This is a genomic window from Teichococcus aestuarii, assembly GCF_003116135.1.
Classification (GTDB): Bacteria; Pseudomonadota; Alphaproteobacteria; order Acetobacterales; family Acetobacteraceae; genus Pseudoroseomonas; species Pseudoroseomonas aestuarii.
This window is the reverse complement of sequence record NZ_PDOA01000002.1, coordinates 321,865-342,398: the sequence shown is the minus strand read 5'-3', so window position 1 is coordinate 342,398 and position 20,534 is coordinate 321,865. Positions and strand designations below refer to the sequence as shown.

Here is a 20,534-nt window from a genome sequence, read left to right as displayed (position 1 = left end):
AGTCTGATGCGCGTCCTGGTCCTCGAGAACTCCCCCCTGGCGCCGGTCGGCCATTTCGGCGACTGGCTGGCGGCCCGCCACGGCGCCGCCCTGGCCACCCTCGCCGGGCCGGACCTGACCCCCGGCCCGCTGCCGGAGGCGGATCTCCTGGTCACGCTCGGCTCGCCCAGGGCGGCCTATGACGGGGATGGCTGGATCGACACCCAGCGCGACCTGCTGGCCCGCTGGATCGGCGAAGGGCGGCCCGCCATCGGCATCTGCTTCGGGGCGCAGATGATCGCCTCCGCCATCGGTGGCAGCGTGGCGCCCACGGGCACCTTCCATGAGGGGTGGATGGAGACGGCCGAGGCCAGCGCGCCCCTCTGGCGCGGCCCCTGGCTGCGCTGGCATGGCGACCATGTGGCGTTGCCGCCGGAGGCCGAGGTGCTGGCCCGCTCGGAAGGCACCATCCAGGCCTTCCGCCACCGGCGGGCGCTGGGGGTGCAGTTCCACCCGGAGGCGAATGCGGGCTGCGTGGCGGAATGGATCGGCTTCACGCCGCCCGAGCGGCTGGCGGCGAAGGGGATCGTGCCCGAGGAGATCGTCGCGCTGACGCGGGAGCGGGATGGCAGCCTCAAGGGGCAGCGGGAGGCGCTGTTCGCGGAGATGCTGCGGCTGGTCGGGCTGTAGGCAAAGAAAGGCCGGGGGAAGGAATTCCCCCGGACCCCCATCTTTTTTCTATCGGTTCAGCCGCGCTTCGAGAGGTCCACCAGGCCGGCGAAGCCGGTCTCGGTGCCGAAGGCCAGCTGCGTGCCGGTGGCGTTCCAGGCCAGCGCCGAGACGGCACCGCGGCCGGGCGCGGCCACGGGGACGATCTTGCCGCTGCCGATCTCGGCCATCAGCACCAGCCCGTCCTGGAAGCCGGCGGCCACCACCTCGTGCTGCGGGTGGCAGGCCACCTGGGTGCAGAGCACGCCATCGCCCCCCGCCAGCTCCATCGGCGGCTTGCCCATCGGGCCGCCGGCGAAGAAGGGCCACAGCACCACGCAATCCGCCCCCGCCGTGGCCATCCAGCGGCCCTTGGCGGTGAAGGAGAAGGACTTGATCTTGGCGGGGTAGCCGGACATCCGCATGTCCTGCTGGTCGGTCAGCCGCCAGCCATGCAGCGCGTTCTCCTGCATGGTGGAGACGACATGCGTGCCGTCCGGGCTGAAGGCCACGAGCTGGTGGCTGCCCTTCCACGGCAGCACGCGCGGCTTGTCCTCCTTGCTGTTGACGAACCACAGGCTGACGCCGTTGTAGTGCCCGGCCGCCACGCGCTTGCCCTTGGCGTCGAAGGCCACGCCGCCCACGGTGGAGGGGTGCGCCAGCGTCTTGAGCGTCGCGCCGCCCTTGTCCAGCAGGTGCACCGCCTTGCCCACACCCACGGCGCGCAGGCCGGAGGCGTGGGCGGCGATATGTTCCACCCACTTCATCATGCCGAAATCGGCCAGCGTGGCGGTGCTGCCGTCGGGCAGCACGCGCAGCAGCTTGCCGTCGTCGCCGCCCGAGAGGAAGCCGGCGGCGAAGTCGGGCACCACGGTCAGGCAGGCGCCGTCATGCGCCTCCAGCTTCCGCCAGGGGGCGGCGGGCTGCGCCGGGTCGGCCAGGTGCAGCGTGCCGTCGCCCAGGCCGAAGGCGGCGCCCTGGCCGTCCCGGCCGAAGGCGGCGCTCACCACCCAGGCGCCCAGCTCATGCCCCGCCCCGCGCGTGGAGAGCAGGAAGTCGGCGTCCTCGACGCTTCCCATGGCGCCGCCGCTCAGGCTTTCGCTCATGCCACCCCCGGGGAAGCCACGCAGCCCTCGAAGCCGCGGCGCAGCTGCGGCCGGTTCAGGTTGCGGCCGATGAAGACGATCTTGGACTTGCGCGGGTCGCCTTCCTTCCACGGCCCGATGAAATCGCCATCGGCGATCATGTGCACGGCCTGGAAGGCGAAGCGGTTGGGCTCGTCCTTGTAGGCCAGGATGCCCTTGGTGCGCAGCAGGTCCTGCCCCTTGGCCTGGAGGAGCTGGCTGATCCAGGCATTGAACTTCTCGGCGTCGATCGGCTGCGACACCTCGAAGGACATGCTCATCACCTCGTCATTGTGCTCGTGCTCGTCGGAGGTGAGGAAGTCCGGCTCGCGCTCCAGGATGCGCTCCAGCTTGAAGGCGTCCCGCCCGATGACGCTCTCCACCGGCACGGCCGACTTGGTGGCGCGCTGGATCTCGGCATAGGGGTTGATCGCCTTGATGCGGCGCTCCACCTCGGCGGCCTCCTCCTCGCTCACCAGGTCCATCTTGTTGAGCACGATGAGGTCGGCAAAGGCGATCTGCTCCTCGGCCTCGGTGCTGTCGGCCAGCCGGGCGATGAGGTTCTTGGCGTCCACCACGGTCACGATGGCGTCGAGCCGCGTGGCCCGCTTGACGTCCTCGTCCATGAAGAAGGTCTGCGCCACGGGGGCCGGGTTGGCCAGGCCGGTGGTCTCGACGATGATGCCGTCGAACTTGCCGCGCCGCTTCATCAGCCCGCCGAGGATGCGGACGAGGTCGCCGCGCACGGTGCAGCAGATGCAGCCGTTGTTCATCTCGAACACTTCCTCGTCGGCGTCGATGACGAGGTCGTTGTCCACGCCGAGCTCACCAAACTCGTTGATCACCACCGCGAATTTCTTGCCGTGGTTCTCGGTGAGGATGCGGTTCAGCAGCGTGGTCTTGCCGGCGCCGAGATAGCCGGTCAGCACGGTGACGGGGATGGTGTCGCTGGTCTCGCTCATGGCGCGCGGTCTCCTGCCGGGAGGGGGACGTCGTTCGGCCATGTTATATGATACGGTTCCCTCCGAAGGTCACGGGGGGCGCCGCGAAGAGCATCCCACGCCTGTGCTGGACGCGGGCCGCCGCCCTGGCTTAGCCTGCCCTCCCGCGCAACTGGCGAGAAAAGATGGAGCACCATCGGGGAGTGCGGGGCCATGCCGCATGCCGCTCGCCTGGGCAATCCACCCTCCCTGACGGAGAGATTGTCATGTCCGCGACCACAGCCCTGATGGCCATTCTGGGGGCGCTCCTGCTGGGGGCGATCAGCCCCGGCCCGAGCTTCGTCCTGGTGAGCCGCATCGCCGTCACGCGATCCCGCCTGTGCGGGCTGGCGGCGGCGCTTGGCATGGGGGTGGGGGGTGCCGCCTTCGCCACCCTGGCGCTGCTGGGCCTCACCGCGCTACTGGCGCAGGTGGAGGCGCTGTCCCTCCTGGTCCGGGTGGCGGGCGGGCTCTACCTCGTCTGGCTGGGCTGGCGCATCTGGCGTGGCGCGGATGTGCCGCTGGCCCAGGAGGGGAGCGCCCCGGCGGGAGAGAGGGCGCAGGCGGGGCTGGGCCGCACCTTCCTGCTGGCGCTGGCGACGCAGCTGAGCAACCCGAAAACCGCGCTGGTCTATGCCGGCATCTTTGCCGCCCTGCTGCCGGCGGAGGCGCCGTTCTGGCTTGCCGTCGTGCTGCCGCCGCTGGTGCTGGCGGTGGAGGCCGGGTGGTACGGGCTGGTGGCCCTGGCTCTTTCCACCGCCGCGCCGCGCGCCGCCTATCTGCGCGGCAAGGGCTGGCTGGACCGCCTGGCGGGCGCGGCGATGGCCGCGCTGGGCCTGCGCCTGCTGCTGTCCCGCTGAGAAGAAGGGGTCCCGGGGAAGGCGCGCGCCTTCCCCGGAGGCTGCTCAGGCGGCCGCCCGGATGGCGTCGGACAGCGTGCCGAAGATCCGGTCGATGTGGTGCTTCTCGGCGATCAGCGGCGGCGAGAGGGCGATGATGTCGCCGGTGGTGCGGATCAGCACGCCCTTGTCGAAGCAGTCGCGGAAGATGTCCACGGCGCGGGCGGTGGGCTTGCCCGGGCGCGAGGACAACTCGATGCCGGTGACGAGGCCGATCGAGCGGATGTCGATGACGTTGGGCAGGCCGCGCAGCGAGTGGGCCGCCTCTTCGAAATAGGGCTCCATGGCGGCGGCGCGGCCCGGCAGGTCCTCCGCCTTGTGCAGCGCCAGCGTGGCGATGGAGGCGGCGCAGGCCAGCGGGTGGCCGGAATAGGTGTAGCCGTGGAACAGCTCGATGCCCTCCGGCGCGCCGTTCACCACCGTGTCGTAGATGGCGTTGTTCACCGCGACCGCGCCCATCGGCACGGCGGCGTTGGAGAGGCCCTTGGCCATCGTCATGATGTCGGGCGTGACGCCGAGGCGCTCGGCGCCGAAATTGGTGCCGAGTCGGCCGAAGCCGGTGATCACCTCGTCGAAGATCAGCAGGATGCCGTGCTTGTCGCACAGCTCGCGCAGGCGCTTCAGGTAGCCCACGGGCGGCACCAGCACGCCGGTGGAGCCGGCCATCGGCTCGACCATGACGGCGGCGATGGTGTCCCCGTGCAGGGCGACGAGGTTCTCCAGCGCGTCCGCCAGGTGGGCGCCGTGCTGCGGCAGGCCCTTCGAGAAGGCGTTCTGCTCCGGCAGGTGGGTGTGGGGGAGGTGGTCCACATAGGGCAGCATGGCGCCGAACTGCTTGCGGTTGCCGCCGATGCCGCCCACCGACATGCCGCCGAAGCCGACGCCATGGTAGCCGCGCTCCCGCCCGACGAGGCGCACGCGCTGGCTCTGCCCGCGCGCCTTCTGGTAGGCGAGGGCGATCTTCAGCGCGGTGTCGGCGCTCTCGGAGCCGGAATTGGTGAAGAAGACGCGGTCCAGCCCCTCCGGCGTCATCTCCGCCACGCGGGCCGCCGCCTCGAAGGCGATGGGGTGGCCGAGCTGGAAGGTGGGGGCGAAGTCCATCACCGCCGCCTGCTTCTGGATCGCCTCGGTGATCTCGCGGCGGCCATGGCCGGCGTTGCAGCACCACAGCCCGGCGGTGCCGTCGATGATCTCCTGCCCGTCCGCCGTGAAGTAGGACATGCCCTCGGCGCGGGCCAGCAGGCGCGGGTGCGACTTGAAGTAGCGGTTGTCGGAATAGGGCATCCAGAACGCATCAAGGTCGTTCGGGCGCGGCACGTTGATCTGGTTCATGGTCGATCCTGCACAGCCGGGGGCGGATGGCGGAAAAGGCTAGGCCCCTTGCGGCCGGAAGGCGAGAGGCTTCCGGCGATCGGCGCGCGACTCGGCGGGACGGGGCGCGCGAAACGCCGGCCCGGCCTATCCTGCCGCCCGGCCAGAGGGGAGGCGGGGCGATGATGCGGCGGATCGAGGCGGGCGGCCTGTCGGTGGCCTATCGGGAGGCGGGCCCGGCCGAGGGGCCGGTGGCGATCCTGCTGCACGGCTTTCCCTATGACATCCATGCCTATGACGCCGTGGCGGAGATGCTGGCGGCGGCCGGGTGGCGCTGCGTCATCCCCTTCCTGCGCGGCTATGGCGGCACGCGGTTCCTCTCGGCCGGGACGCCGCGCTCCGGCCAGCAGGCGGCGCTGGGGGCGGACCTGCTGGCCCTGATGGAGGCGCTGCGGATCCCGCGCGCGGTGCTGGCGGGGTATGACTGGGGCGGCCGCGCCGCCTGCGTCGCCGCGGCGCTGTGGCCGGAGCGGGCGCGCGGCCTGGTCAGCTGCGGCACCGGCTACAACATCCAGGACCTCGCCCGTGCCGGGGAGCCGGCGGCGCCGGAGAAGGAGCTCCGCCACTGGTACCAGTACTACTTCCAGACCGGGCGGGGCCGCGCCGGCCTGGCGCAGAACCGGCGCGACCTGTGCCGCCTCCTCTGGCGGCTGTGGTCGCCGGAATGGGCGTTCGACGAAGCCACCTTCGCCCGCAGCGCCGCGGCCTTCGACAACCCCGACTTCGTGGAGGTCGTCATCCACTCCTACCGGCACCGCCATGGCGGCGCCCCCGGCGACCCGGCGCTGGAGGAGATCGAGGCGCGGCTGGCCGCGCAACCCCGCATCCCTGTGCCCGCCATCGTGCTGCAGGGCGCGGCGGATGGCGTGGAGGGGCCGCTGCCGGCGGAGGACAGGAACGCGGCGCATTTCGCCGGGCCCTATGCGCGCCGCATCCTGCCGGGCATCGGGCACAATGTGCCGCAGGAGGCGCCGGAGGAATTCGCGCGCGCCGTGATGGCGGTGGCGGCCGGCTGAGCCCCGGCCCCCTTCCCACCACGCCTCAGCCCTTCAGGCAGGCCTCGGCCAGCATCCGGAAGGCGTTGGCGCGGTGGCTGATGGCGTGCTTGCCGGCCTTGTCCATCTCCGCGAAGGTCAGCGCCTGGCCGGCGGGCTGGAACATCGGGTCGTAGCCGAAGCCGCCCGGGCCGCGCGGCGGCCAGACCCACTCGCCCATCGCCCGGCCCTCGAAGCCTTCCACATGGCCATCCGGCCAGGCCAGCACCAGGGCGCAGGTGAACCAGGCGGTGCGGTCGGCATGCGGGGCGGCGAGGTCACGCACCTTCGCCATGGCCGCGGCGTAGTCCCGCCCGCCGCCGGGCAGCTCCGCCCAGTCGGCGGTGTGGACGCCCGGCGCGCCGTCCAGCGCGGCGACCGAGAAGCCGCTGTCATCGGCCAGCGCCACCAGCCTGGAGGCGCGCGCGGCGGCCAGCGCCTTCAGCGTGGCGTTGCCGAGGAAGCTGGTCTCGGTCTCCTCCGGCACCGGCAGGCCGAGTTCCTTGGCGCTGACGATGCCGATGCCGTACTCGGCCAGCAGCGCGGCGTTCTCCGCCACCTTGCCGGCATTGTGGCTGGCCATGACGATGCGCCGCTCCGTCAGGCGGCGGTGCGGGGTTCCGTTCACCGGGGCGCCGTTCACTGGCCGACCGCCCGGCGCTGGGCGGCGAACAGCGCCGCCGTGCCCTGCCGCGCCAGCCCGAGCATGGCGGTGAGCTGCGCGTCGGAGAAGGGCGCGCCCTCGGCCGTGCCCTGCACCTCGACGATGCCACCCTTGCCGGTCAGCACGAAATTGCCGTCCGCCTGGGCGTCCTTGTCCTCGGCATAGTCGAGGTCGAGCACCGGCTCGCCCTTCCACAGCCCGCAGGAGATGGCGGCCACCTGGTCGCGGATCGGGTTGCCGCTGATCATGTTCTTCAGCACGCAATGCTCGAAGGCCTGGTGCAGCGCCACCCAGGCGCCGGTGATGGCGGCGCAGCGCGTGCCGCCATCGGCCGTCAGCACGTCGCAATCCAGCACCACGGCCAGCTCGCCCATCGCCCTGCGGTCCACCACCGCGCGCAGGCTGCGGGCGATCAGGCGCTGGATCTCTTGCGTGCGGCCGGACTGCTTGCCGCGCGCCGCCTCGCGCTCGCCGCGGCTGTGGGTGGCGCGCGGCAGCATGCCGTACTCGGCCGTCACCCAGCCCTCGCCCTTGCCGCGCAGGAAGGAGGGCACGCGCCCTTCCACGCTGGCGGTGCAGAGCACCTCGGTGTGGCCCATCCGGATGCGGCAGGAGCCTTCCGCATGCCGGGCCACGCCGACCTCCAGGCTGACGGGGCGCAACGCGTCGGGGGCACGGCCGGAGGGGCGCATGGGCGGGGAGCTTTCGATATCTGCGGCGGCGGGACCCGCCGGGAATGGGGCGATGGCCGCCGCCTTGTCAATTCGCGGCGCTCCGCATGCCTCCGGCGAGCTGCCGCAGGCAGGCGGCCTCGGTGCGCCGTTCGGTGCCCGAGGCGCGGGCGGCGGCGTAGCTGACCCGCAGGGGCGAGCCGGGCGCGTCGTCGCGGTCCAGCACCACGTCGAGATGGCAGAAGGGGGTCTGGTAGAGCCAGATCTGCGCCGCGCCCTCGGTGCGGCGCAGGCGCGGCTCGCCCAGCCAGCGGCGCAGCGCCTCGGGCGACTGGCCGAGAAGCTGGGCGGCACGCTCGGGTGCCCCTTCCAGCCGTGGCAGGACGGGGGCGGTTGTCGGCTGCATGCCGGCCAGGTTGGCGCGGTAGCTGTCCAGCACCTCCTGCAGAACCGCGTGCGGGTCGGCCGGAGAGGGCTGCGCGGCGCAGGCGCCGAGCAGCAGAAGGGCGGTCAGGAGGGTGGGACGCATGGGAGGAGGATGGCGCGGAAGGCCGGCGCGGAGACGGGCCGCCCGCGCCGCCGGTCAGACCTCCGCGGCGGGGATGGCGAGCGGCGAGGGCGCGTAGCTGTGCTGCGGCGCGCTGTCGCTCAGCATCTCCATGCGGCCGGAGAGCTGGCCGCCCTCCTCCACCTGCAGCTTGCGGCAGCGGGCCACGCCCAGCACCTTGCCGGTGCCGCGGATGACCAGGTTGCCGCGCGCCGTCAGCGTGCCGTCAAAGGTGCCGGCGATCTCGGCGTCGTCCACCTCGACCTCGCCCTTGAACACGCCGCTCGGGCTGATGAACAGCTCGGCCGCCTGCATCATCTGGCTCTCGATGGTGCCTTCCACCACCAGCCGCTCGGCATCCGTCACGGTGCCCTGCAGGCTGATGCCCTTGCCCACCACCATGGTGCGGCGCTCGGTGGCGGCGGCCGGGCCGGGGGCGCGGGCGGCGGCGGCCGGGGCCTGCTGGGCGCCCGCGTTCATGCCGGCATTCATGCCGGCGTTCACCGGCGGCCGCGGCGGCATGCCCATTCCGGCAGGGGGCTGGCTGGGCTTCGGCGGCAGGTTCATGGCGGCCTCCTTGCTGGGCGCGGGGCGGAAGGGGGGAACAGCAAGGTCCGGATCGCGCGCCACCGGAACGGTGGTCGGCGCGCCGGAACCTTCCTCTGCCCCTCCCGCGCCGGGCGCGGGCGGTGTGGGCTCTTCGCGGCGGCGGAAGATGGACATCTGCTCCCCCTGTGCAACGGCTGGGTATGAAGCCTTGCGCGCCAGCTCCATCATGGGCTGGCGCACTCCTCACTCCGGCTATCACGCGGCGGCCCGTCCGGACAACCGGCTGGGCGCAACGAATCCCCGATTTTCCAGAAGCTTCCGGAAGTTCGCCGGGCCGGCTCGCCCCCTGCGGGAACAATGCGGGGCAATCCTTCCATAACGGTTAATAAACTTTCGCGCCGCCAGGTTTGGGCGGGCCCCGGCCCCGGCCCGCCCTGCCCTATGCCGGGCGGCGCGGGGCTGCTATCGGCGGGGCTGCGCGGCACCGCCGCATCCAGAGCACAGGGTTTCGCACATGGCCGCCTCCACCCTCGACATCCTCGGCATCGGCAACGCCATCCTGGACGTGCTGGCCCGCGCCGAGGACGGCTTCCTGGCCGCGCAGGGCATGACCAAGGGCGCCATGGCCCTGATCGACACCAGCCGCGCCGAGGCGATCTACGGCGCCATGGGGCCGGGGGTGGAGAGCAGCGGCGGCTCGGCCGGCAACACCTGCGCGGTGGCCGCGGCGCTCGGCGCCCGCGTGGGCTTCCTCGGCAAGGTGGCGGACGACGCGCTGGGCCGCGTCTTCGCGCACGACATCCGCGCCGCCGGCGTGGCCTTCCCCACCGCCCCGCTGCAGGGCGGCGACCCCACCGCGCGCTGCCTGATCCTCGTCACGCCCGACGGGCAGCGGACGATGAACACCTATCTCGGCGCCTGCGTCAGCTTCGGCGAGGCGGATGTGGACGCGGCGATGGTGGCCTCCGCCGCCGTCACCTACCTGGAAGGCTACCTGTTCGACCCGCCGGCGGCGCAGGCCGCCTTCCGCCGCGCCGCCGCCCTGGCGCACGCGGCCGGCCGGCAGGTGGCCATCAGCCTCTCCGACCCGTTCTGCGTCGGCCGCCACCGCGAGGCCTTCCGCGCCTTCGTGGCGCGCCAGGCGGACATCGTCTTCGCCAACGAGGCGGAGATCATGAGCCTCTACGAGACGGAGAGCCTGGAGGCGGCCATCGAGGCCGTGCGGCGGGATGCGGGGCTGGCCGCCATCACCCGCTCCGAGAAGGGCAGCATCATCGTCGCCGGCGAAGCGACGCACGAGATCGCCGCCGAGCCCACCACCGTGGTGGACACCACCGGGGCGGGCGACGCCTATGCCGCCGGCTTCCTGGCGGCGCTGACCCAGGGCCACGCCCTGCCGGAATGCGGCCGCTGGGGCTCGGTCGCCGCGGCCGAGTGCATCGGCCATTTCGGCGCCCGCCCGCAGGCCGAGCTGAAGGCGCTGGTCGGCGCCTGAGGGCCGCCGGGCACGGGAGGCGGCCACCATGGGGGCGTGGCTCGATGCCTTCGTCGCCACCTTCGGGCTGATCGGCCTCGGCGCGCTGCTGCGCCGCAGGGTGCTCACCGATGTGGCCGTCTGGGCCGGCATGGAGAAGCTGGTCTTCACCGTGCTGCTGCCGGCGCTGCTGGTCTCCTCCATCGGCGCGGTGCGGCTGGCCGAGCTGCCGCTGGGCGGCATGGCCGGCGCCATCTGGGGCGCGCTGCTGCTCGGCGCGGCGCTGTCGCTGCTGCTGGCGCGGGCGCTGGGGCACAGCCATGCCACCGCCACCTCCGTGCTGCAGGGCGGCATCCGCTTCAACACCCTGCTGGCCTTCGCCGTGGCGGGGTCGGTGTACGGGCCGGCCGGCATCGCCTTCGGCGGCATCGCCACCGGGCTGATCGTGCCCTTCGTGCAGGTCGTCATCACCCTGGTGTTCAGCCTGGGCGGCACCCGCCGGCCGGACCCGGTGCGCGTGCTCTGGCAGATGGTTACCAACCCGCTGCTGCTGGCCTGCGCGGTGGGGCTGGCGCTCTCGCTGGTCGGCGGGGCGCCGCCGGGGGTGGCCGGGCTGCTGCGCAGCCTGGCGCAGGGCTCGCTCGCCATCGGGCTGCTCTGCGTCGGCGCGGCGCTGACGCCGGGGGCGCTGGCGGCCAGCCCGCTCACCCAGGGGCTGACGGCGGCGCTGAAGCTGCTGGTGGTCCCGGTGGTCACCCTGGGCCTGGGGCGCATCCTGGGGCTGGAGACGCAGGCGCTGGCCGTCGCCGTGCTGTTCATGGCCCAGCCCACCGCCACCACCGCCTATGTGCAGGCCCGCGCCATGGGCGGCGACGCGCCGCTGATGGCGGCGATGACCACGACGCAGCACCTCCTCGCCATGGTGACGCTGCCGCTCTGGGTGGCGCTGCTGGCGCTTTGAGATCGGGCGGGGGGAAGAAGGAATTCTTCCCCCCGCACCCCCCATCATCTTTTTCTGCGGGGTTGTGCGCCGCATGATGGGGCGGACAGATGCGGGACGGCACAGCATGAACATACAGCGACGCAGCCTGGCCCTCGGCCTTGCGGGCGCCCTCGCCGCGCGCAGCGGCAAGGCCCAGGGCAGCTGGCCGGAGCGGCCGCTGCGCTGGGTGGTGGGCTACCCGGCGGGCGGGCCGTCCGACACCTTCGCGCGGCTCATCGCCGCCGGCATCGGGCCGGCGCTGGGGCACACCATGGTGGTGGAGAACCGGCCCGGCGGCGGCGCCGTGCTGGCCAGCGAGACCGTCTCCCGCGCCGCGCCGGATGGCTACACCCTGCTGCACGCCGACAATGGCAACCTCGTCTACAACCCCGCCCTCTACGCCCGCCTGCCCTACGACCCGGACCGCGACCTGACCGGCGTGGGCTTCATCGGCCGCTTCCCCCTCTTCCTCGTGGTGCGGGCGGACAGCGCGGTGGCGGATTTCGCCGGCTACGTGGCGGCCTCGCGCCAGCAGGTGCCGACCTATGGCTCCCCCGCCGTCGCCTCGCCGCACCACCTGGCGATGGAGATGCTGAAGCGCCGCGCCGGCTTCGACGCGACGCACGTGCCCTATCGCGGCGGCCCGGCGGCGATGCAGGATTTGCTGGCCGGCACGCTGGACAGCGTGCTGATCGACTGCGCCACCGGCCTGCCCTTCCTGCGCGACGGCAAGGCGCGGGCGCTGCTGGTGCTCTCCGAGGCGCGCTCGGCGCAGGCGCCGGAGGTGCCGACGGCGCTGGAACTGGGCATCGGCCAGGCGGTGGCCTTCGGCTGGCAGGCCATGTCGGCCCCCGCCGGCACGCCGCAGCTTGTCATCGCGCGGCTGAACCAGGAGATGCGCGCCGCCATCGCCGCCCCCGCGATGCAGGCGCGGATGCGCGACCTGGGCATCGAGAGCGCGCCCTGGTCGCCCGCGGAGTTCAACGATTTCGTCCTGCGCGAGAACGCCGTCTGGCGGCCGTTGATCCGCGAGCTTGGCATTCGTCTGGACAGTTAAGAGGAAGAAAAGAAGGGTTCTTTTTTGGAAAAAAGAACCAAAAAACTTTTGTTGGTCTGGCGCTGCGCTGGTTGATGGCGCAGCGCCAAGCCCGAGAAGTCTTTTTGCTTCTTTTTCTTCAGAAAAAGAAGATCCTCAAACCAGATCCGCCGCCTCGTCGAAGGGCAGCCGCGGCAGCCGGCCGAACAGCCCGGCCTCGTCGCCATAGCCGAGATTGACCAGCAGGTTGGACTTCCAGCCCGTGTTGGCGAGGAAGGCCTCGTCCACCTTGGCGTTGTCGAAGCCGCTCATCGGGCCGGTATCCAGCCCCAGCGCGCGGGCCGCCATGATCAGGTAGCCCGCCTGCAGGGAGGAGTTGCGGAAGGCGGTGGCCTCGGCGAAGGCGGCGCTGCCGGTGAACCAGGATTTGGCATCGGCGTGCGGGAACAGCACCGGCAGCTTGTCGTAGAATTTCTGGTCCCAGGCGACGATCACCGTCACCGGCGCCGTCATCGTCTTCTCCAGGTTGCCGGCCGAGAGGGCGGGGCGCAGCTTCTCCTTGCCCTCGCGGGTGCGGATGAAGACGAAGCGGGCGGGGGAGGCATTGGCGCTGGTCGGCGCCATCTTCACCAGGTCGTAGAGCTGGCGCAGCGTCTCGTCGCTGACGGGGCGGTCCTGCCACGTGTTGTGGGTGCGCGCCGTGCGGAACAGCTGGTCGAGCGCGGTGTCGTCGAGGGCGTTGGTCATCGGGTGGCTCCTGTGCTTGCGCCCAGGATGGTGCCGATGCGGGAGCCTGCCAATCGGCCCGCCCGGATGGCCGACATTCGCCCCGTGAATGGGAGCCGGGTGGAGCCGGGCCGCGCGGCCCGGCTCCACCCGTTCAGTGGCTCAGGCGTCCACCTGCTCCACCGCCATCACTTCCGGCACGTAGTGGCGCAGCATGTTCTCGACGCCATGCTTCAGCGTGGCGCGGGAGGAGGGGCAGCCGGAGCAGGCGCCCTGCAGGTGCAGCTTGACGACGCCGTCGCGGAAGCCGCGGAAGACGATGTCCCCGCCATCGCCGGCCACCGCCGGGCGCACGCGGGTGTCGAGCAGCTCCTTGATCTGGGCGACGATCTCGGCATCGGCCGGGTCGCTGTCCTCGACCGCGTCCTCGCCCTCGGCTTCCAGCACCACGGGGCGGCCGGCCATGTAGTGCTCCATGATGCCGCCCAGCACCATCGGCTTCAGCGCCTGCCAGTCCACCGCCTCGGTCTTGGTGACGGTGACGAAGTCGGCGCCGAGGAAGACGCGGGCGACACCCTCCAGCGCGAAGAGCCGCTCGGCCAGCGGGCTGCGGCCGGCGCCCTCGGCGCTGGTGAAATCGGCCGTGCCGCGCCCGCCCATCACGTCCTGGCCCGGCAGGAACTTCAGGGTGGCGGGGTTCGGGGTGGCTTCGGTCTCGATGAACATTGTTCTGGGCTTTTCCGTGTGAGGTCGGCTCTGGTCTTGTGCCGGGATTTGGGCGGTCGGGGCGCCGCGTGCAACCGGCCCGGGCCCGCGCCGGGGGCCGGGCTGGCCCTCAGGTGACGCGTTCCAGGTCCTTCTCGTCCAGCGTGCCAGGCACGATGGTCATGGGCACGCGCAGGCGCGGGGCGTAGCGGCCGGTCAGCGCGGTGATCAGCGGCCCCGGCCCGCTGCCATTGGCGGCGGTGGCGAGGATCAGGATGGACATGCGCGGGTCCTCCTCCAGCAGCGCCAGCAGCTCGTCGCGCGGGTTGCCCTCGCGGATCAGCAGGATGGGGATGCCGCCGGTGATCTCCTGCACCTCGGCGGCCAGCGCCGAGAGCAGCTTCTCCGCCTCGTCGCGCCGCTCCTCCTGCAGCATGGCGCCGACGCCGGCCCATTCCACCGTGCCGGCCTCCTCCACCACGCGCAGCAGCGCCACGCGGCCGCCGCCGTATTTGGCGCGCAGGCAGGCATAGCGCAGCGCGATGCGCAGCTCCGGGCTGTCATCGACCACCACCAGGAAGACACGGTCGCGTCGCGCGGCTTCGGGCATTCATCCCCTCCGGAACAGCACGCTGCCGAGCCAGCCCGCCAGGGCGGCCAGCAGGATGCAGAGCAGGCCGTATACCACCGGCTGCACCTTGGCGACATTGGCGATGCGGGCGGCCGTGCCGACGCGCCCGACGCGGAAGCCCAGCTCCTGCCGCGCCACCACGCGCCCCTCGCGCACCAGCAGCACCTGCACCAGGTAGTCGCCGGTCGGCACGGTGGCGGGCAGCGGCAGGCTGGCGCGGAACAGCCGGGCGCCGGCGATGTGCATGCTGCCCGCCTCCCCCCACAGCCCGGCCGCCTGCTTGAGCTCCATCAGCGCCTCGCGGAACTCGCTCTGCTGGTTGCCCGCCGCTTCCAGCGGCAGCGCCTCGAGGCCGATGCGCTTGGCGGCGCGCTCCTCCTCGCTCAGCACCTCCGCCAGCGGGCGCGTGCCGGCGAGCAGGTAGTAGCCCGGCACCCGCCAGAAGCGGGCCGAGGCGCCGTTGAGCCACAGGCCCAGCACGCGGACCTTGCGGCGCACCACCATGGGCTGCGCCGGCCCCTGGGCGATCACCAGCACGTCGTCGCCGCCGGCGCCGAGCAGCCGCTCGGTGGCGCCGAACACCAGCACCTCCGTGCCGCTGAAGCCGGTGGTGATGGCCACCTGCGCCTGGGACAGCTCCGCCACCAGCGGCGGGCGGGCGGCGGCGGGGAGGGCGGGCGGCGCCGGCGGCGGCGGTGGCAGCGGCGCCTGGGCGGCGGGGCGGCGCGGCGGCGGGGCGGGTGCCTGGGCCTCCGCCACGGGAGCGGCGAGCAGCAGGCCGAGCGCCATGGCCAGAGCGGCATGGAGACCGGCGCGGCAGCCGGCGCGCGCCGCTCCCGCCGGGCGCGCCCGCGCCCCCGCTGGCCGCCACAGGCTCATAGGGGCATCGGGCCCACGGCGAACTGGCTGTCCGGCGTCACCACCAGGCCCCAGAGCAGGCTCAGCGCCACGCCCAGCACCAGCAGGCCGAGCAGGGCGCGCGTCTCCTCGCCACGCAGGCGGGTGCCCATGCTGGCGCCGAACTGCGCCCCCGCCACGCCGCCGATCAGCAGCAGCAGCGTCAGCACGATGTCGACGCTGCCGGTCTGCACCGCCTGCAGCAGCGTGACGTTGGCGGCGACGAACACCACCTGGAACAGCGAGGTGCCGATGACCACGGCGGTGGGCATGCCCAGCAGATAGATCATCGCCGGCACCAGCATGAAGCCGCCGCCGACGCCCATGATCGCCGAGAGCACGCCGATGGCCAGCCCCACCAGCAGCGGCGGGATGACCGAGATGTACAGGCGCGACTTGCGGAAGCGCAGCTTGAAGGGCAGGCCGTGCATCCAGAAATGCGCGTGCAGCCGGGCGGGGCCGCCCTGCCGCCGCCGGCGCAGGATGGCGCGCACGCTCTCGCGCACCATCAGCGCGCCGACGCTGCCCAGGATGACGACGTAGAAGATCGAGACGGCGAGATCGACCTGCCCCAGCCTTCGCAGCCAGGCGAAGAGCTGCACGCCGAGGCCGGAGCCGATGAAGCCGCCCACCAGCAGCACGCCGCCCATGCGGGGGTCGACATTGCCGCGCCGCCACTGCGCGATGAGGCCGGAAACCGAGGCACCCAGCGTCTGGTTGGCGCCCGAGGCCACCGCCACCGGGGCGGGAATGCCGATCAGGATCAGCAGCGGGGTGAGCAGGAAGCCGCCTCCCACGCCGAACAGCCCCGAGAGCCAGCCCACGCCAAAGCCAATGCCCAGCAGCAGCAGGGCATCCACCGACATTTCGGCGATCGGCAGGTAGACCTGCATCGCGGTTCCAGTCTTTACGCCAGAAGGACAGGCTTCCGGTTTGGACCCGTCATGCCCGGCAGACAAGGGACATTCCGAATGCGGCGGGACTTGGGCTAAAGCGGGGCTGCCCGTGGGGAATCCGTCATGCCGCCCGACTCTCCTGCCCCCTCCCCCGCCGCCCCCGCCCGGCCCGGCCTGCCGCGCCGCGCCCTGCTGCGCGTCGCGCCGCTCGGCTTGGCGCTGGCCCTTCCCGCCCTGCGCCGGCCCCGCGCTGAGGCGGCGGCGCGGCTCGCGCTGCTGCACCTGAACGACTTCCACGCCCGGCACGAGGGCCAGCAGCCGAGCGGCGCCGCCTGCGCGCCGGGGCGGGACTGCCTGGGCGGCAGCGCACGGCTGGCCACCGCCCTGGCGGAGGCCCGCGCCGAGGCCGCCGCCGCCGGCCGCGCCGTGCTGCAACTCGACGCCGGCGACCAGTTCACCGGCAGCCTCTACCACACCGCCCATGGCGGGCTGGCCGAGGCGGCGGTGCAGCGCGCCACGGGCTGCGAGGCCATGGCGCTCGGCAACCACGAGTTCGACCACGGGCCGCAGGGGCTGCTGCGCTACGCGGCGGCGGTGGAGTTCCCGCTGCTCTCGGCCAATCTCGACGCCCGCCGGATGCCGGCGCTGGCCGCGCGCATCCGCCCCTCGGCCCTGTTCGAGCGCGGCGGCGCGCGGATCGGCGTCATCGGCCTGACGACGGAGACCACGCCGCGCGCCTCCAGCCCCGGCCCCGACCTCGCCTTCACCGACGCGCAGGAGGCCGCCGCCCGGCAGGCCGCCGTGCTGCGGGCGCAGGGGGCCGGCACCATCCTCGTGCTCTCGCATCTGGGCCTGGCCAGCGACCTCGCTTTGGCCGCCGCCGTGCCGGGCCTCGACCTCATCGTCGGCGGCCATTCCCATACCCTGCTGGCCGATGGCCTGCCCGGCGCGGAAGGCCCGCACCCCCTGCTGGCGGACGGGCCGGACCGCGCCGTCCGCATCGTGCAGGCGGGCTCCTACGGGCGCTGGCTCGGCCGGCTCTCGCTGGACCTCGCGGCGGATGGGCGGGTGCTGGCGCATGGCGGCGCGGTGCGGCCCGTCACCGCCGCCCTGGCCGAGGATGCGGCGGTGGCGGCGCTGCTGGCCGGCTTCGCCGCGCCGCTGGCGGCGCTGCGCGCCAGCCCCGCCGGCCCCGGCGCCCCGGGCCTGACGCCAGAGGGCTGCCGCGGCGGCGAATGCGCCCTCGGCAATTTGGTGGCCGACGCCATGCTGGCCGCCGAGCCGGAGGCCGAGATCGCGCTGACCAATGGCGGCGGGCTGCGCGCCGGCCTGCCGGAGGGGATGATCAGCCGCGGCGCGGTGCTGGAGGCGCTGCCCTTCGGCAACACCCTCGCCTTCCTGGTGCTGCGCGGTGCCGACCTGCGCGCGGCGCTGGAGATCGGTCTCTCCCGCGCCGGCTCGGGCGGCGCCTTCCCGCAGGTGGCGGGGATGGCGCTGCGCATCCGCCCGCAGGCGCCGGTGGGCGAGCGGGTGGCGGCGGTGACCATCGGCGGCCGGCCGCTGGAGCCGGAGCGGGCCTACCGCCTCGTCACCAACGACTTCCTGCGCCGCGGCGGCGATGGCTACCTGCCCTTCCGCGACCGGGCGCTGATGGCCCGCGACAACGGCCTGCCCATGGACGAGGCGGTGGCCCGCCACCTCGCCGCCGGGGGCGCCGCGCGCGCCGCGACGGAGGGGCGCATCCGCGCGGAGTGAGAGGGCGGGTTTTCACGGGCCGCCGGGCATGGTTCTTGCCCCATGGTTCTCGCGCATGATTCTTGCTGCGCCGGACATGACCGGCGCGGCGCCCCGCCCGCCCGCTTTGTAGAGGTTCCCCCGCGATGCTCCGCCGCACCCTCCTCGCCGCTCCCCTTGGCGTGCCCGCCCTGCTCTCCACCGCCGCGCGGGCGCAGTCGCCGGGCCGCGCCGGCACGCTGCGCGTCGTGCCGGAGACGCTGACCACCATCCTCGACCCGCACTTCACCACCAGCTTCACCGCGCGGGATTTTTCCTACCTCGTCTTCGACACACTCTTCGCGGTGGACGACCAGTGGCGGCCCCGGCCGCAGATGGTGGAGCGCTGGGAGCGCAGCGGGAACGGGCTGGAATGGCGCTTCACCCTGCGCGAAGGGCTGGTCTTCCACGACGGCGCCCCCGTCACCGCCGAGGATTGCGTGGCCAGCCTGCGCCGCTGGGGCGCGCGGGACGCGCTGGGTGGCCAGCTGCTGCGCGCCACCGCCACGCTGGAGCCGGTGGATTCCGCCACCTTCCGCCTGGTGCTGCGCGAGCCCTTCGGGCTGGTGCTGGAGGCGCTGGCCAAGCCGGGCGCCATGGTGCCGATGATCATGCCGAAGCGCCTGGCCGAGACGCCCGCCACCCGCCCGGTCACCGAGCCGATCGGCTCCGGCCCCTACCGCTTCGTGGCGGAGGAATACCGCCCCGGCGACCGCATCGTGCTCGCCCGCCATGCCGGCTACCGGCCGCGCCCGGAGCCCTCCGTCTGGGCCAGCGGGGCCAAGCATCCGCGCTTCGAGCGGATCGAGCTGATCGCCATGCCGGATGTCTCCAGCCAGGTGAGCGCGCTCTCCACCGGCGAGGTGGATTATCTGGAGCGGCTGCCGGCCGATGTGCTGCCCATCCTGGAGCGGAACCGGCAGGTGAAGGTGCAGGTGGTGAGCCCCTTCGGCTACCAGGGCATCCTGCGCTTCAACCACCTCCAGGCGCCGTTCGACAACGTGCAGGTGCGCCGCGCCGTGATGCTGGCGGTGAACCAGGCCGACTACCTGCCCGGCGTCGCGGGCCGCGCCGAATACGGGCGGGAATGCCGCAGCTTCTACGGCTGCGGCACGCCCTACGAGACCGCCGCCGGCATGCCCGCCGCGCCCGATTTCGAAGGCGCCCGCCGCCTGCTGGCGGAAAGCGGGGCCGATCTCTCGAAGCCCATCGTCATCCTGCACCCGGCCGACGCCCCTGGCATCGCCGCGCTGGGGCTGGTGACGCAGGATCTGCTGACCCGGCTCGGCTTCACCGTGGACCTGCAGTCGATGGACCTGAACACCTTCTTCGGCCGCCGCGCCCGGCCGGAGGGCTGGCACATCTTCCACACCACCAACACCGTGCCGGACATGCAGACGCCGCTGCAGAACGTCTATCTGAACGGCGCCGGCCCCGGCCCGGCGGGCTTCGCCGGCTGGCCGAAGGACGAGGCGGTGGAGCGGCTGCGCGCCGCCTTCGCCGCCGCCGGCAGCGAGGAGGAACGCAAGCGGCTGGCGGGCGAGATCCATGCCCGCGCCGCCGAGGCCGGCTTCTACATGCCGCTCGGCCAGTTCGTCGCCGCCTCCGCCTGGCGCGCCGAGCTGACCGGCGTGCCCACCGGCCCGGCCATGTTCCTCTGGAACATCGCCCGCGGGGGGCGCTGAGCGCCATGCTGGGCTATTCCGACTATCTCGACCTCGTGCCGAAGGTCGAGCTGCACCTGCACATCGCCGGCGCGGTGCGCGCCACCACGCTGGTGGAGCTGGCGGCGGCCAATGGCGTGCGCCTGCCGCGCCCGGCGGAGACGCTCTACCAGTGGCTGGATTTCTACGGCTTCCTCGAGGTGCTGCGGCTCGGCGCCCTGGCGGTGCGGCGGCGCGAGGAGTTCGCCCGCGTGGCCTATGAGTGCATCGAGGATTTGCACCGGCACGGCAATGTCCGCCACGCCGAGATTTTCTTCAACCCGCACTACTACACGCCGAACGGCGCCACCTACCCGGAGATCGTCGATGGGCTGATCGACGGGCTGTCCCGCGCCGAGGCGGAGTTCGGCACCTCCGCCCTGCTCATCGCCTGCATCGACCGCAGCGTCTGCCTGCCTTCCGAGGCGCTGGAGATGCTGGACTGGGTGCAGCGCCACCCGCGCCCGCAGGTGGTGGGCATCGGGCTGGATGGCGCCGAGCGCGCCGGGCCGCCGCTGGTGTGGGTGGAGGCGTGGCGCCGCGCCGGCCGCGCCGGGCTGCGCCGCACCGCCCATGTCTGCGAGGACAACCAGACGCTGTTCGAGGGCCCGCCCGCCCACTTCACCCATTGCCGCGACGCGCTGGGCTGCGACCGGCTCGACCACGGCTACAACATGCTGGCCGACCCGGCGATCCTGGCCCGCGCGGCGGCGGAGCAGGTGCCCTTCACCATGGCCTGCTGGTCCTCCATCCCGGCCAACCGGGCGCCGCGCCAGCAGCGCATCCGCCGGCTCTACGAGGCGGGGGTGAACATCGTGCTGGGCACGGACGACCCGACCTTCTTCCACACCAGCATGGGCCATTGCTGGCGCACCCTGTTCGACGCGCTGGGCTGGCAGCCGGCGCAGGCCCGGCAGCTCAGCCTGGCCGGGGTGGAGGCGAGTTGGCTGCCGGAGGCGCGCAAGGCCGAACTGCGCGCCGAGTTCAGCGCGCGGCTGGATGCGCTGGAGGCGGCGCTGGACCCGGAAGACCGCAGGCTGGATCTCGCCATCATGCGAGAGGTGAAAGAGTCAGAAAGAAGTTCTTTTTAAAAAAAGAACCAAAAACTTTTTGTCAGTTTGGCGTCACGCTTCTCAACCAGCGCACCGCCAAACTGACAAAGTTTTTTTGCTTCTTTTTCTTCAG

21 protein-coding genes and 1 riboswitch are annotated in these 20,534 nt (G+C 72.8%); of the genes, 9 read left to right on the top strand and 12 right to left on the bottom strand.

What is annotated here, in order from left to right; genetic code table 11:
• Window positions 1–6 precede the first annotated feature (6 nt).
• Window positions 7–669: a type 1 glutamine amidotransferase gene (locus CR165_RS04565; protein WP_109515768.1), complete on the top strand. Its 663-nt coding sequence runs from the start codon at window positions 7–9 to the stop codon at window positions 667–669.
• Between the two features lie 56 nt (window positions 670–725).
• Here the strand turns inward: CR165_RS04565 and CR165_RS04560 are convergent, their stop codons facing one another.
• Together CR165_RS04560 and CR165_RS04555 are read right to left on the bottom strand one after the other, a co-directional pair.
• On the bottom strand, window positions 726–1,793 hold the full coding sequence (locus CR165_RS04560; protein WP_109515767.1) for a WD40 repeat domain-containing protein: 1,068 nt from the start codon (window positions 1,791–1,793) through the stop codon (window positions 726–728).
• Entirely contained in the window at window positions 1,790–2,773 is a 984-nt protein-coding gene (locus CR165_RS04555) for a CobW family GTP-binding protein (RefSeq protein WP_109515766.1), read from the bottom strand. Before CR165_RS04555 ends, CR165_RS04560 begins: the two co-directional genes overlap by 4 nt.
• Before the next feature lie 137 nt (window positions 2,774–2,910).
• A riboswitch (ZMP/ZTP riboswitch) is annotated at window positions 2,911–2,996 on the top strand.
• Window positions 2,997–3,018: 22 nt separating this feature from the next.
• On the opposite strand from CR165_RS04555, the gene CR165_RS04550 reads away from it, so the two are divergent.
• On the top strand, window positions 3,019–3,651 hold the full coding sequence (locus tag CR165_RS04550; RefSeq protein ID WP_109515765.1) for a LysE family translocator: 633 nt from the start codon (window positions 3,019–3,021) through the stop codon (window positions 3,649–3,651).
• 45 nt (window positions 3,652–3,696) lie between these two features.
• On the opposite strand, the gene CR165_RS04545 is transcribed toward CR165_RS04550, so the two are convergent.
• On the bottom strand, window positions 3,697–5,022 hold the full coding sequence (locus CR165_RS04545; protein WP_109515764.1) for an aspartate aminotransferase family protein: 1,326 nt from the start codon (window positions 5,020–5,022) through the stop codon (window positions 3,697–3,699).
• Window positions 5,023–5,183: 161 nt separating this feature from the next.
• Here CR165_RS04545 and CR165_RS04540 point away from each other — a divergent pair, with 161 nt between their 5' ends.
• Window positions 5,184–6,077, top strand: coding sequence for an alpha/beta fold hydrolase (locus CR165_RS04540; RefSeq protein ID WP_219929680.1), 894 nt, complete (start codon window positions 5,184–5,186; stop codon window positions 6,075–6,077).
• A gap of 25 nt (window positions 6,078–6,102) precedes the next feature.
• Here the strand turns inward: CR165_RS04540 and CR165_RS04535 are convergent, their stop codons facing one another.
• The 4 genes from CR165_RS04535 to CR165_RS04520 all read right to left on the bottom strand — a co-directional run bounded on the left by CR165_RS04535 (window position 6,103) and on the right by CR165_RS04520 (window position 8,544).
• A complete protein-coding gene (locus tag CR165_RS04535; RefSeq protein ID WP_109515952.1) occupies window positions 6,103–6,678 on the bottom strand; it encodes a non-canonical purine NTP pyrophosphatase in 576 nt (191 codons plus the stop codon).
• 56 nt (window positions 6,679–6,734) lie between these two features.
• Entirely contained in the window at window positions 6,735–7,451 is a 717-nt protein-coding gene (rph, locus tag CR165_RS04530; protein ID WP_109515763.1) for a ribonuclease PH, read from the bottom strand.
• Between the two features lie 67 nt (window positions 7,452–7,518).
• On the bottom strand, window positions 7,519–7,959 hold the full coding sequence (locus CR165_RS04525; RefSeq protein WP_109515762.1) for a hypothetical protein: 441 nt from the start codon (window positions 7,957–7,959) through the stop codon (window positions 7,519–7,521).
• A gap of 54 nt (window positions 7,960–8,013) precedes the next feature.
• Window positions 8,014–8,544, bottom strand: coding sequence for a bactofilin family protein (locus tag CR165_RS04520; RefSeq protein ID WP_245906109.1), 531 nt, complete (start codon window positions 8,542–8,544; stop codon window positions 8,014–8,016).
• 496 nt (window positions 8,545–9,040) lie between these two features.
• Between CR165_RS04520 and CR165_RS04515 the strand changes: the two genes are divergently transcribed.
• The 3 genes from CR165_RS04515 (at window position 9,041) to CR165_RS04505 (ending at window position 12,039) form a co-directional block, all read left to right on the top strand.
• A complete protein-coding gene (locus CR165_RS04515) occupies window positions 9,041–10,021 on the top strand; it encodes an adenosine kinase (RefSeq protein ID WP_109515760.1) in 981 nt (326 codons plus the stop codon).
• Between the two features lie 28 nt (window positions 10,022–10,049).
• Complete coding sequence (locus tag CR165_RS04510) at window positions 10,050–10,961, top strand: AEC family transporter (RefSeq protein ID WP_109515759.1); 912 nt, start codon at window positions 10,050–10,052, stop codon at window positions 10,959–10,961.
• A gap of 106 nt (window positions 10,962–11,067) precedes the next feature.
• A complete protein-coding gene (locus tag CR165_RS04505; protein ID WP_109515758.1) occupies window positions 11,068–12,039 on the top strand; it encodes a Bug family tripartite tricarboxylate transporter substrate binding protein in 972 nt (323 codons plus the stop codon).
• Between the two features lie 135 nt (window positions 12,040–12,174).
• Here the strand turns inward: CR165_RS04505 and CR165_RS04495 are convergent, their stop codons facing one another.
• From CR165_RS04495 to CR165_RS04475, 5 genes are all read right to left on the bottom strand, one after another.
• Window positions 12,175–12,765 (bottom strand): malonic semialdehyde reductase, encoded by a 591-nt coding sequence (locus CR165_RS04495; RefSeq protein WP_109515756.1) that lies wholly within the window; start codon window positions 12,763–12,765, stop codon window positions 12,175–12,177.
• A 141-nt stretch (window positions 12,766–12,906) separates the two neighbouring features.
• Entirely contained in the window at window positions 12,907–13,470 is a 564-nt protein-coding gene (locus CR165_RS04490) for a NifU family protein (protein WP_109515755.1), read from the bottom strand.
• A gap of 109 nt (window positions 13,471–13,579) precedes the next feature.
• Complete coding sequence (locus tag CR165_RS04485) at window positions 13,580–14,059, bottom strand: universal stress protein (RefSeq protein WP_109515754.1); 480 nt, start codon at window positions 14,057–14,059, stop codon at window positions 13,580–13,582.
• Complete coding sequence (locus CR165_RS04480; protein WP_146201823.1) at window positions 14,060–14,959, bottom strand: TIGR02186 family protein; 900 nt, start codon at window positions 14,957–14,959, stop codon at window positions 14,060–14,062.
• Complete coding sequence (locus CR165_RS04475; protein ID WP_109515752.1) at window positions 14,956–15,870, bottom strand: sulfite exporter TauE/SafE family protein; 915 nt, start codon at window positions 15,868–15,870, stop codon at window positions 14,956–14,958. The genes CR165_RS04480 and CR165_RS04475 overlap by 4 nt, the downstream gene beginning before the upstream one ends.
• A 126-nt stretch (window positions 15,871–15,996) precedes the next feature.
• Here CR165_RS04475 and CR165_RS04470 point away from each other — a divergent pair, with 126 nt between their 5' ends.
• The 3 genes from CR165_RS04470 (at window position 15,997) to add (ending at window position 20,440) form a co-directional block, all read left to right on the top strand.
• The gene (locus tag CR165_RS04470) at window positions 15,997–17,628 is read left to right on the top strand and encodes a bifunctional metallophosphatase/5'-nucleotidase (RefSeq protein WP_109515751.1); all 1,632 of its coding nucleotides are present in this window, start codon (window positions 15,997–15,999) and stop codon (window positions 17,626–17,628) included.
• Between the two features lie 125 nt (window positions 17,629–17,753).
• Complete coding sequence (locus CR165_RS04465) at window positions 17,754–19,331, top strand: ABC transporter substrate-binding protein (protein WP_109515750.1); 1,578 nt, start codon at window positions 17,754–17,756, stop codon at window positions 19,329–19,331.
• A gap of 5 nt (window positions 19,332–19,336) precedes the next feature.
• Entirely contained in the window at window positions 19,337–20,440 is a 1,104-nt protein-coding gene (gene add / locus CR165_RS04460; RefSeq protein WP_109515749.1) for an adenosine deaminase, read from the top strand.
• The last annotated feature ends 94 nt before the right edge of the window (window positions 20,441–20,534 follow it).

Excerpts from the sequence above, each read along its gene's own strand:
- CR165_RS04565 (WP_109515768.1), top strand. The coding sequence starts at position 7 with ATGCGCGTCCTGGTCCTCGAGAACTCCCCCCTGGCGCCGGTCGGCCAT.
- CR165_RS04560 (WP_109515767.1), bottom strand. The coding sequence starts at position 1,793 with ATGAGCGAAAGCCTGAGCGGCGGCGCCATGGGAAGCGTCGAGGACGCC.
- CR165_RS04555 (WP_109515766.1), bottom strand. The coding sequence starts at position 2,773 with ATGAGCGAGACCAGCGACACCATCCCCGTCACCGTGCTGACCGGCTAT.
- CR165_RS04550 (WP_109515765.1), top strand. The coding sequence starts at position 3,019 with ATGTCCGCGACCACAGCCCTGATGGCCATTCTGGGGGCGCTCCTGCTG.
- CR165_RS04545 (WP_109515764.1), bottom strand. The coding sequence starts at position 5,022 with ATGAACCAGATCAACGTGCCGCGCCCGAACGACCTTGATGCGTTCTGG.
- CR165_RS04540 (WP_219929680.1), top strand. The coding sequence starts at position 5,184 with ATGATGCGGCGGATCGAGGCGGGCGGCCTGTCGGTGGCCTATCGGGAG.
- CR165_RS04535 (WP_109515952.1), bottom strand. The coding sequence starts at position 6,678 with ATGGCCAGCCACAATGCCGGCAAGGTGGCGGAGAACGCCGCGCTGCTG.
- rph (WP_109515763.1), bottom strand. The coding sequence starts at position 7,451 with ATGCGCCCCTCCGGCCGTGCCCCCGACGCGTTGCGCCCCGTCAGCCTG.
- CR165_RS04525 (WP_109515762.1), bottom strand. The coding sequence starts at position 7,959 with ATGCGTCCCACCCTCCTGACCGCCCTTCTGCTGCTCGGCGCCTGCGCC.
- CR165_RS04520 (WP_245906109.1), bottom strand. The coding sequence starts at position 8,544 with ATGAACCTGCCGCCGAAGCCCAGCCAGCCCCCTGCCGGAATGGGCATG.
- CR165_RS04515 (WP_109515760.1), top strand. The coding sequence starts at position 9,041 with ATGGCCGCCTCCACCCTCGACATCCTCGGCATCGGCAACGCCATCCTG.
- CR165_RS04510 (WP_109515759.1), top strand. The coding sequence starts at position 10,050 with ATGGGGGCGTGGCTCGATGCCTTCGTCGCCACCTTCGGGCTGATCGGC.
- CR165_RS04505 (WP_109515758.1), top strand. The coding sequence starts at position 11,068 with ATGAACATACAGCGACGCAGCCTGGCCCTCGGCCTTGCGGGCGCCCTC.
- CR165_RS04495 (WP_109515756.1), bottom strand. The coding sequence starts at position 12,765 with ATGACCAACGCCCTCGACGACACCGCGCTCGACCAGCTGTTCCGCACG.
- CR165_RS04490 (WP_109515755.1), bottom strand. The coding sequence starts at position 13,470 with ATGTTCATCGAGACCGAAGCCACCCCGAACCCCGCCACCCTGAAGTTC.
- CR165_RS04485 (WP_109515754.1), bottom strand. The coding sequence starts at position 14,059 with ATGCCCGAAGCCGCGCGACGCGACCGTGTCTTCCTGGTGGTGGTCGAT.
- CR165_RS04480 (WP_146201823.1), bottom strand. The coding sequence starts at position 14,959 with ATGAGCCTGTGGCGGCCAGCGGGGGCGCGGGCGCGCCCGGCGGGAGCG.
- CR165_RS04475 (WP_109515752.1), bottom strand. The coding sequence starts at position 15,870 with ATGCAGGTCTACCTGCCGATCGCCGAAATGTCGGTGGATGCCCTGCTG.
- CR165_RS04470 (WP_109515751.1), top strand. The coding sequence starts at position 15,997 with ATGCCGCCCGACTCTCCTGCCCCCTCCCCCGCCGCCCCCGCCCGGCCC.
- CR165_RS04465 (WP_109515750.1), top strand. The coding sequence starts at position 17,754 with ATGCTCCGCCGCACCCTCCTCGCCGCTCCCCTTGGCGTGCCCGCCCTG.
- add (WP_109515749.1), top strand. The coding sequence starts at position 19,337 with ATGCTGGGCTATTCCGACTATCTCGACCTCGTGCCGAAGGTCGAGCTG.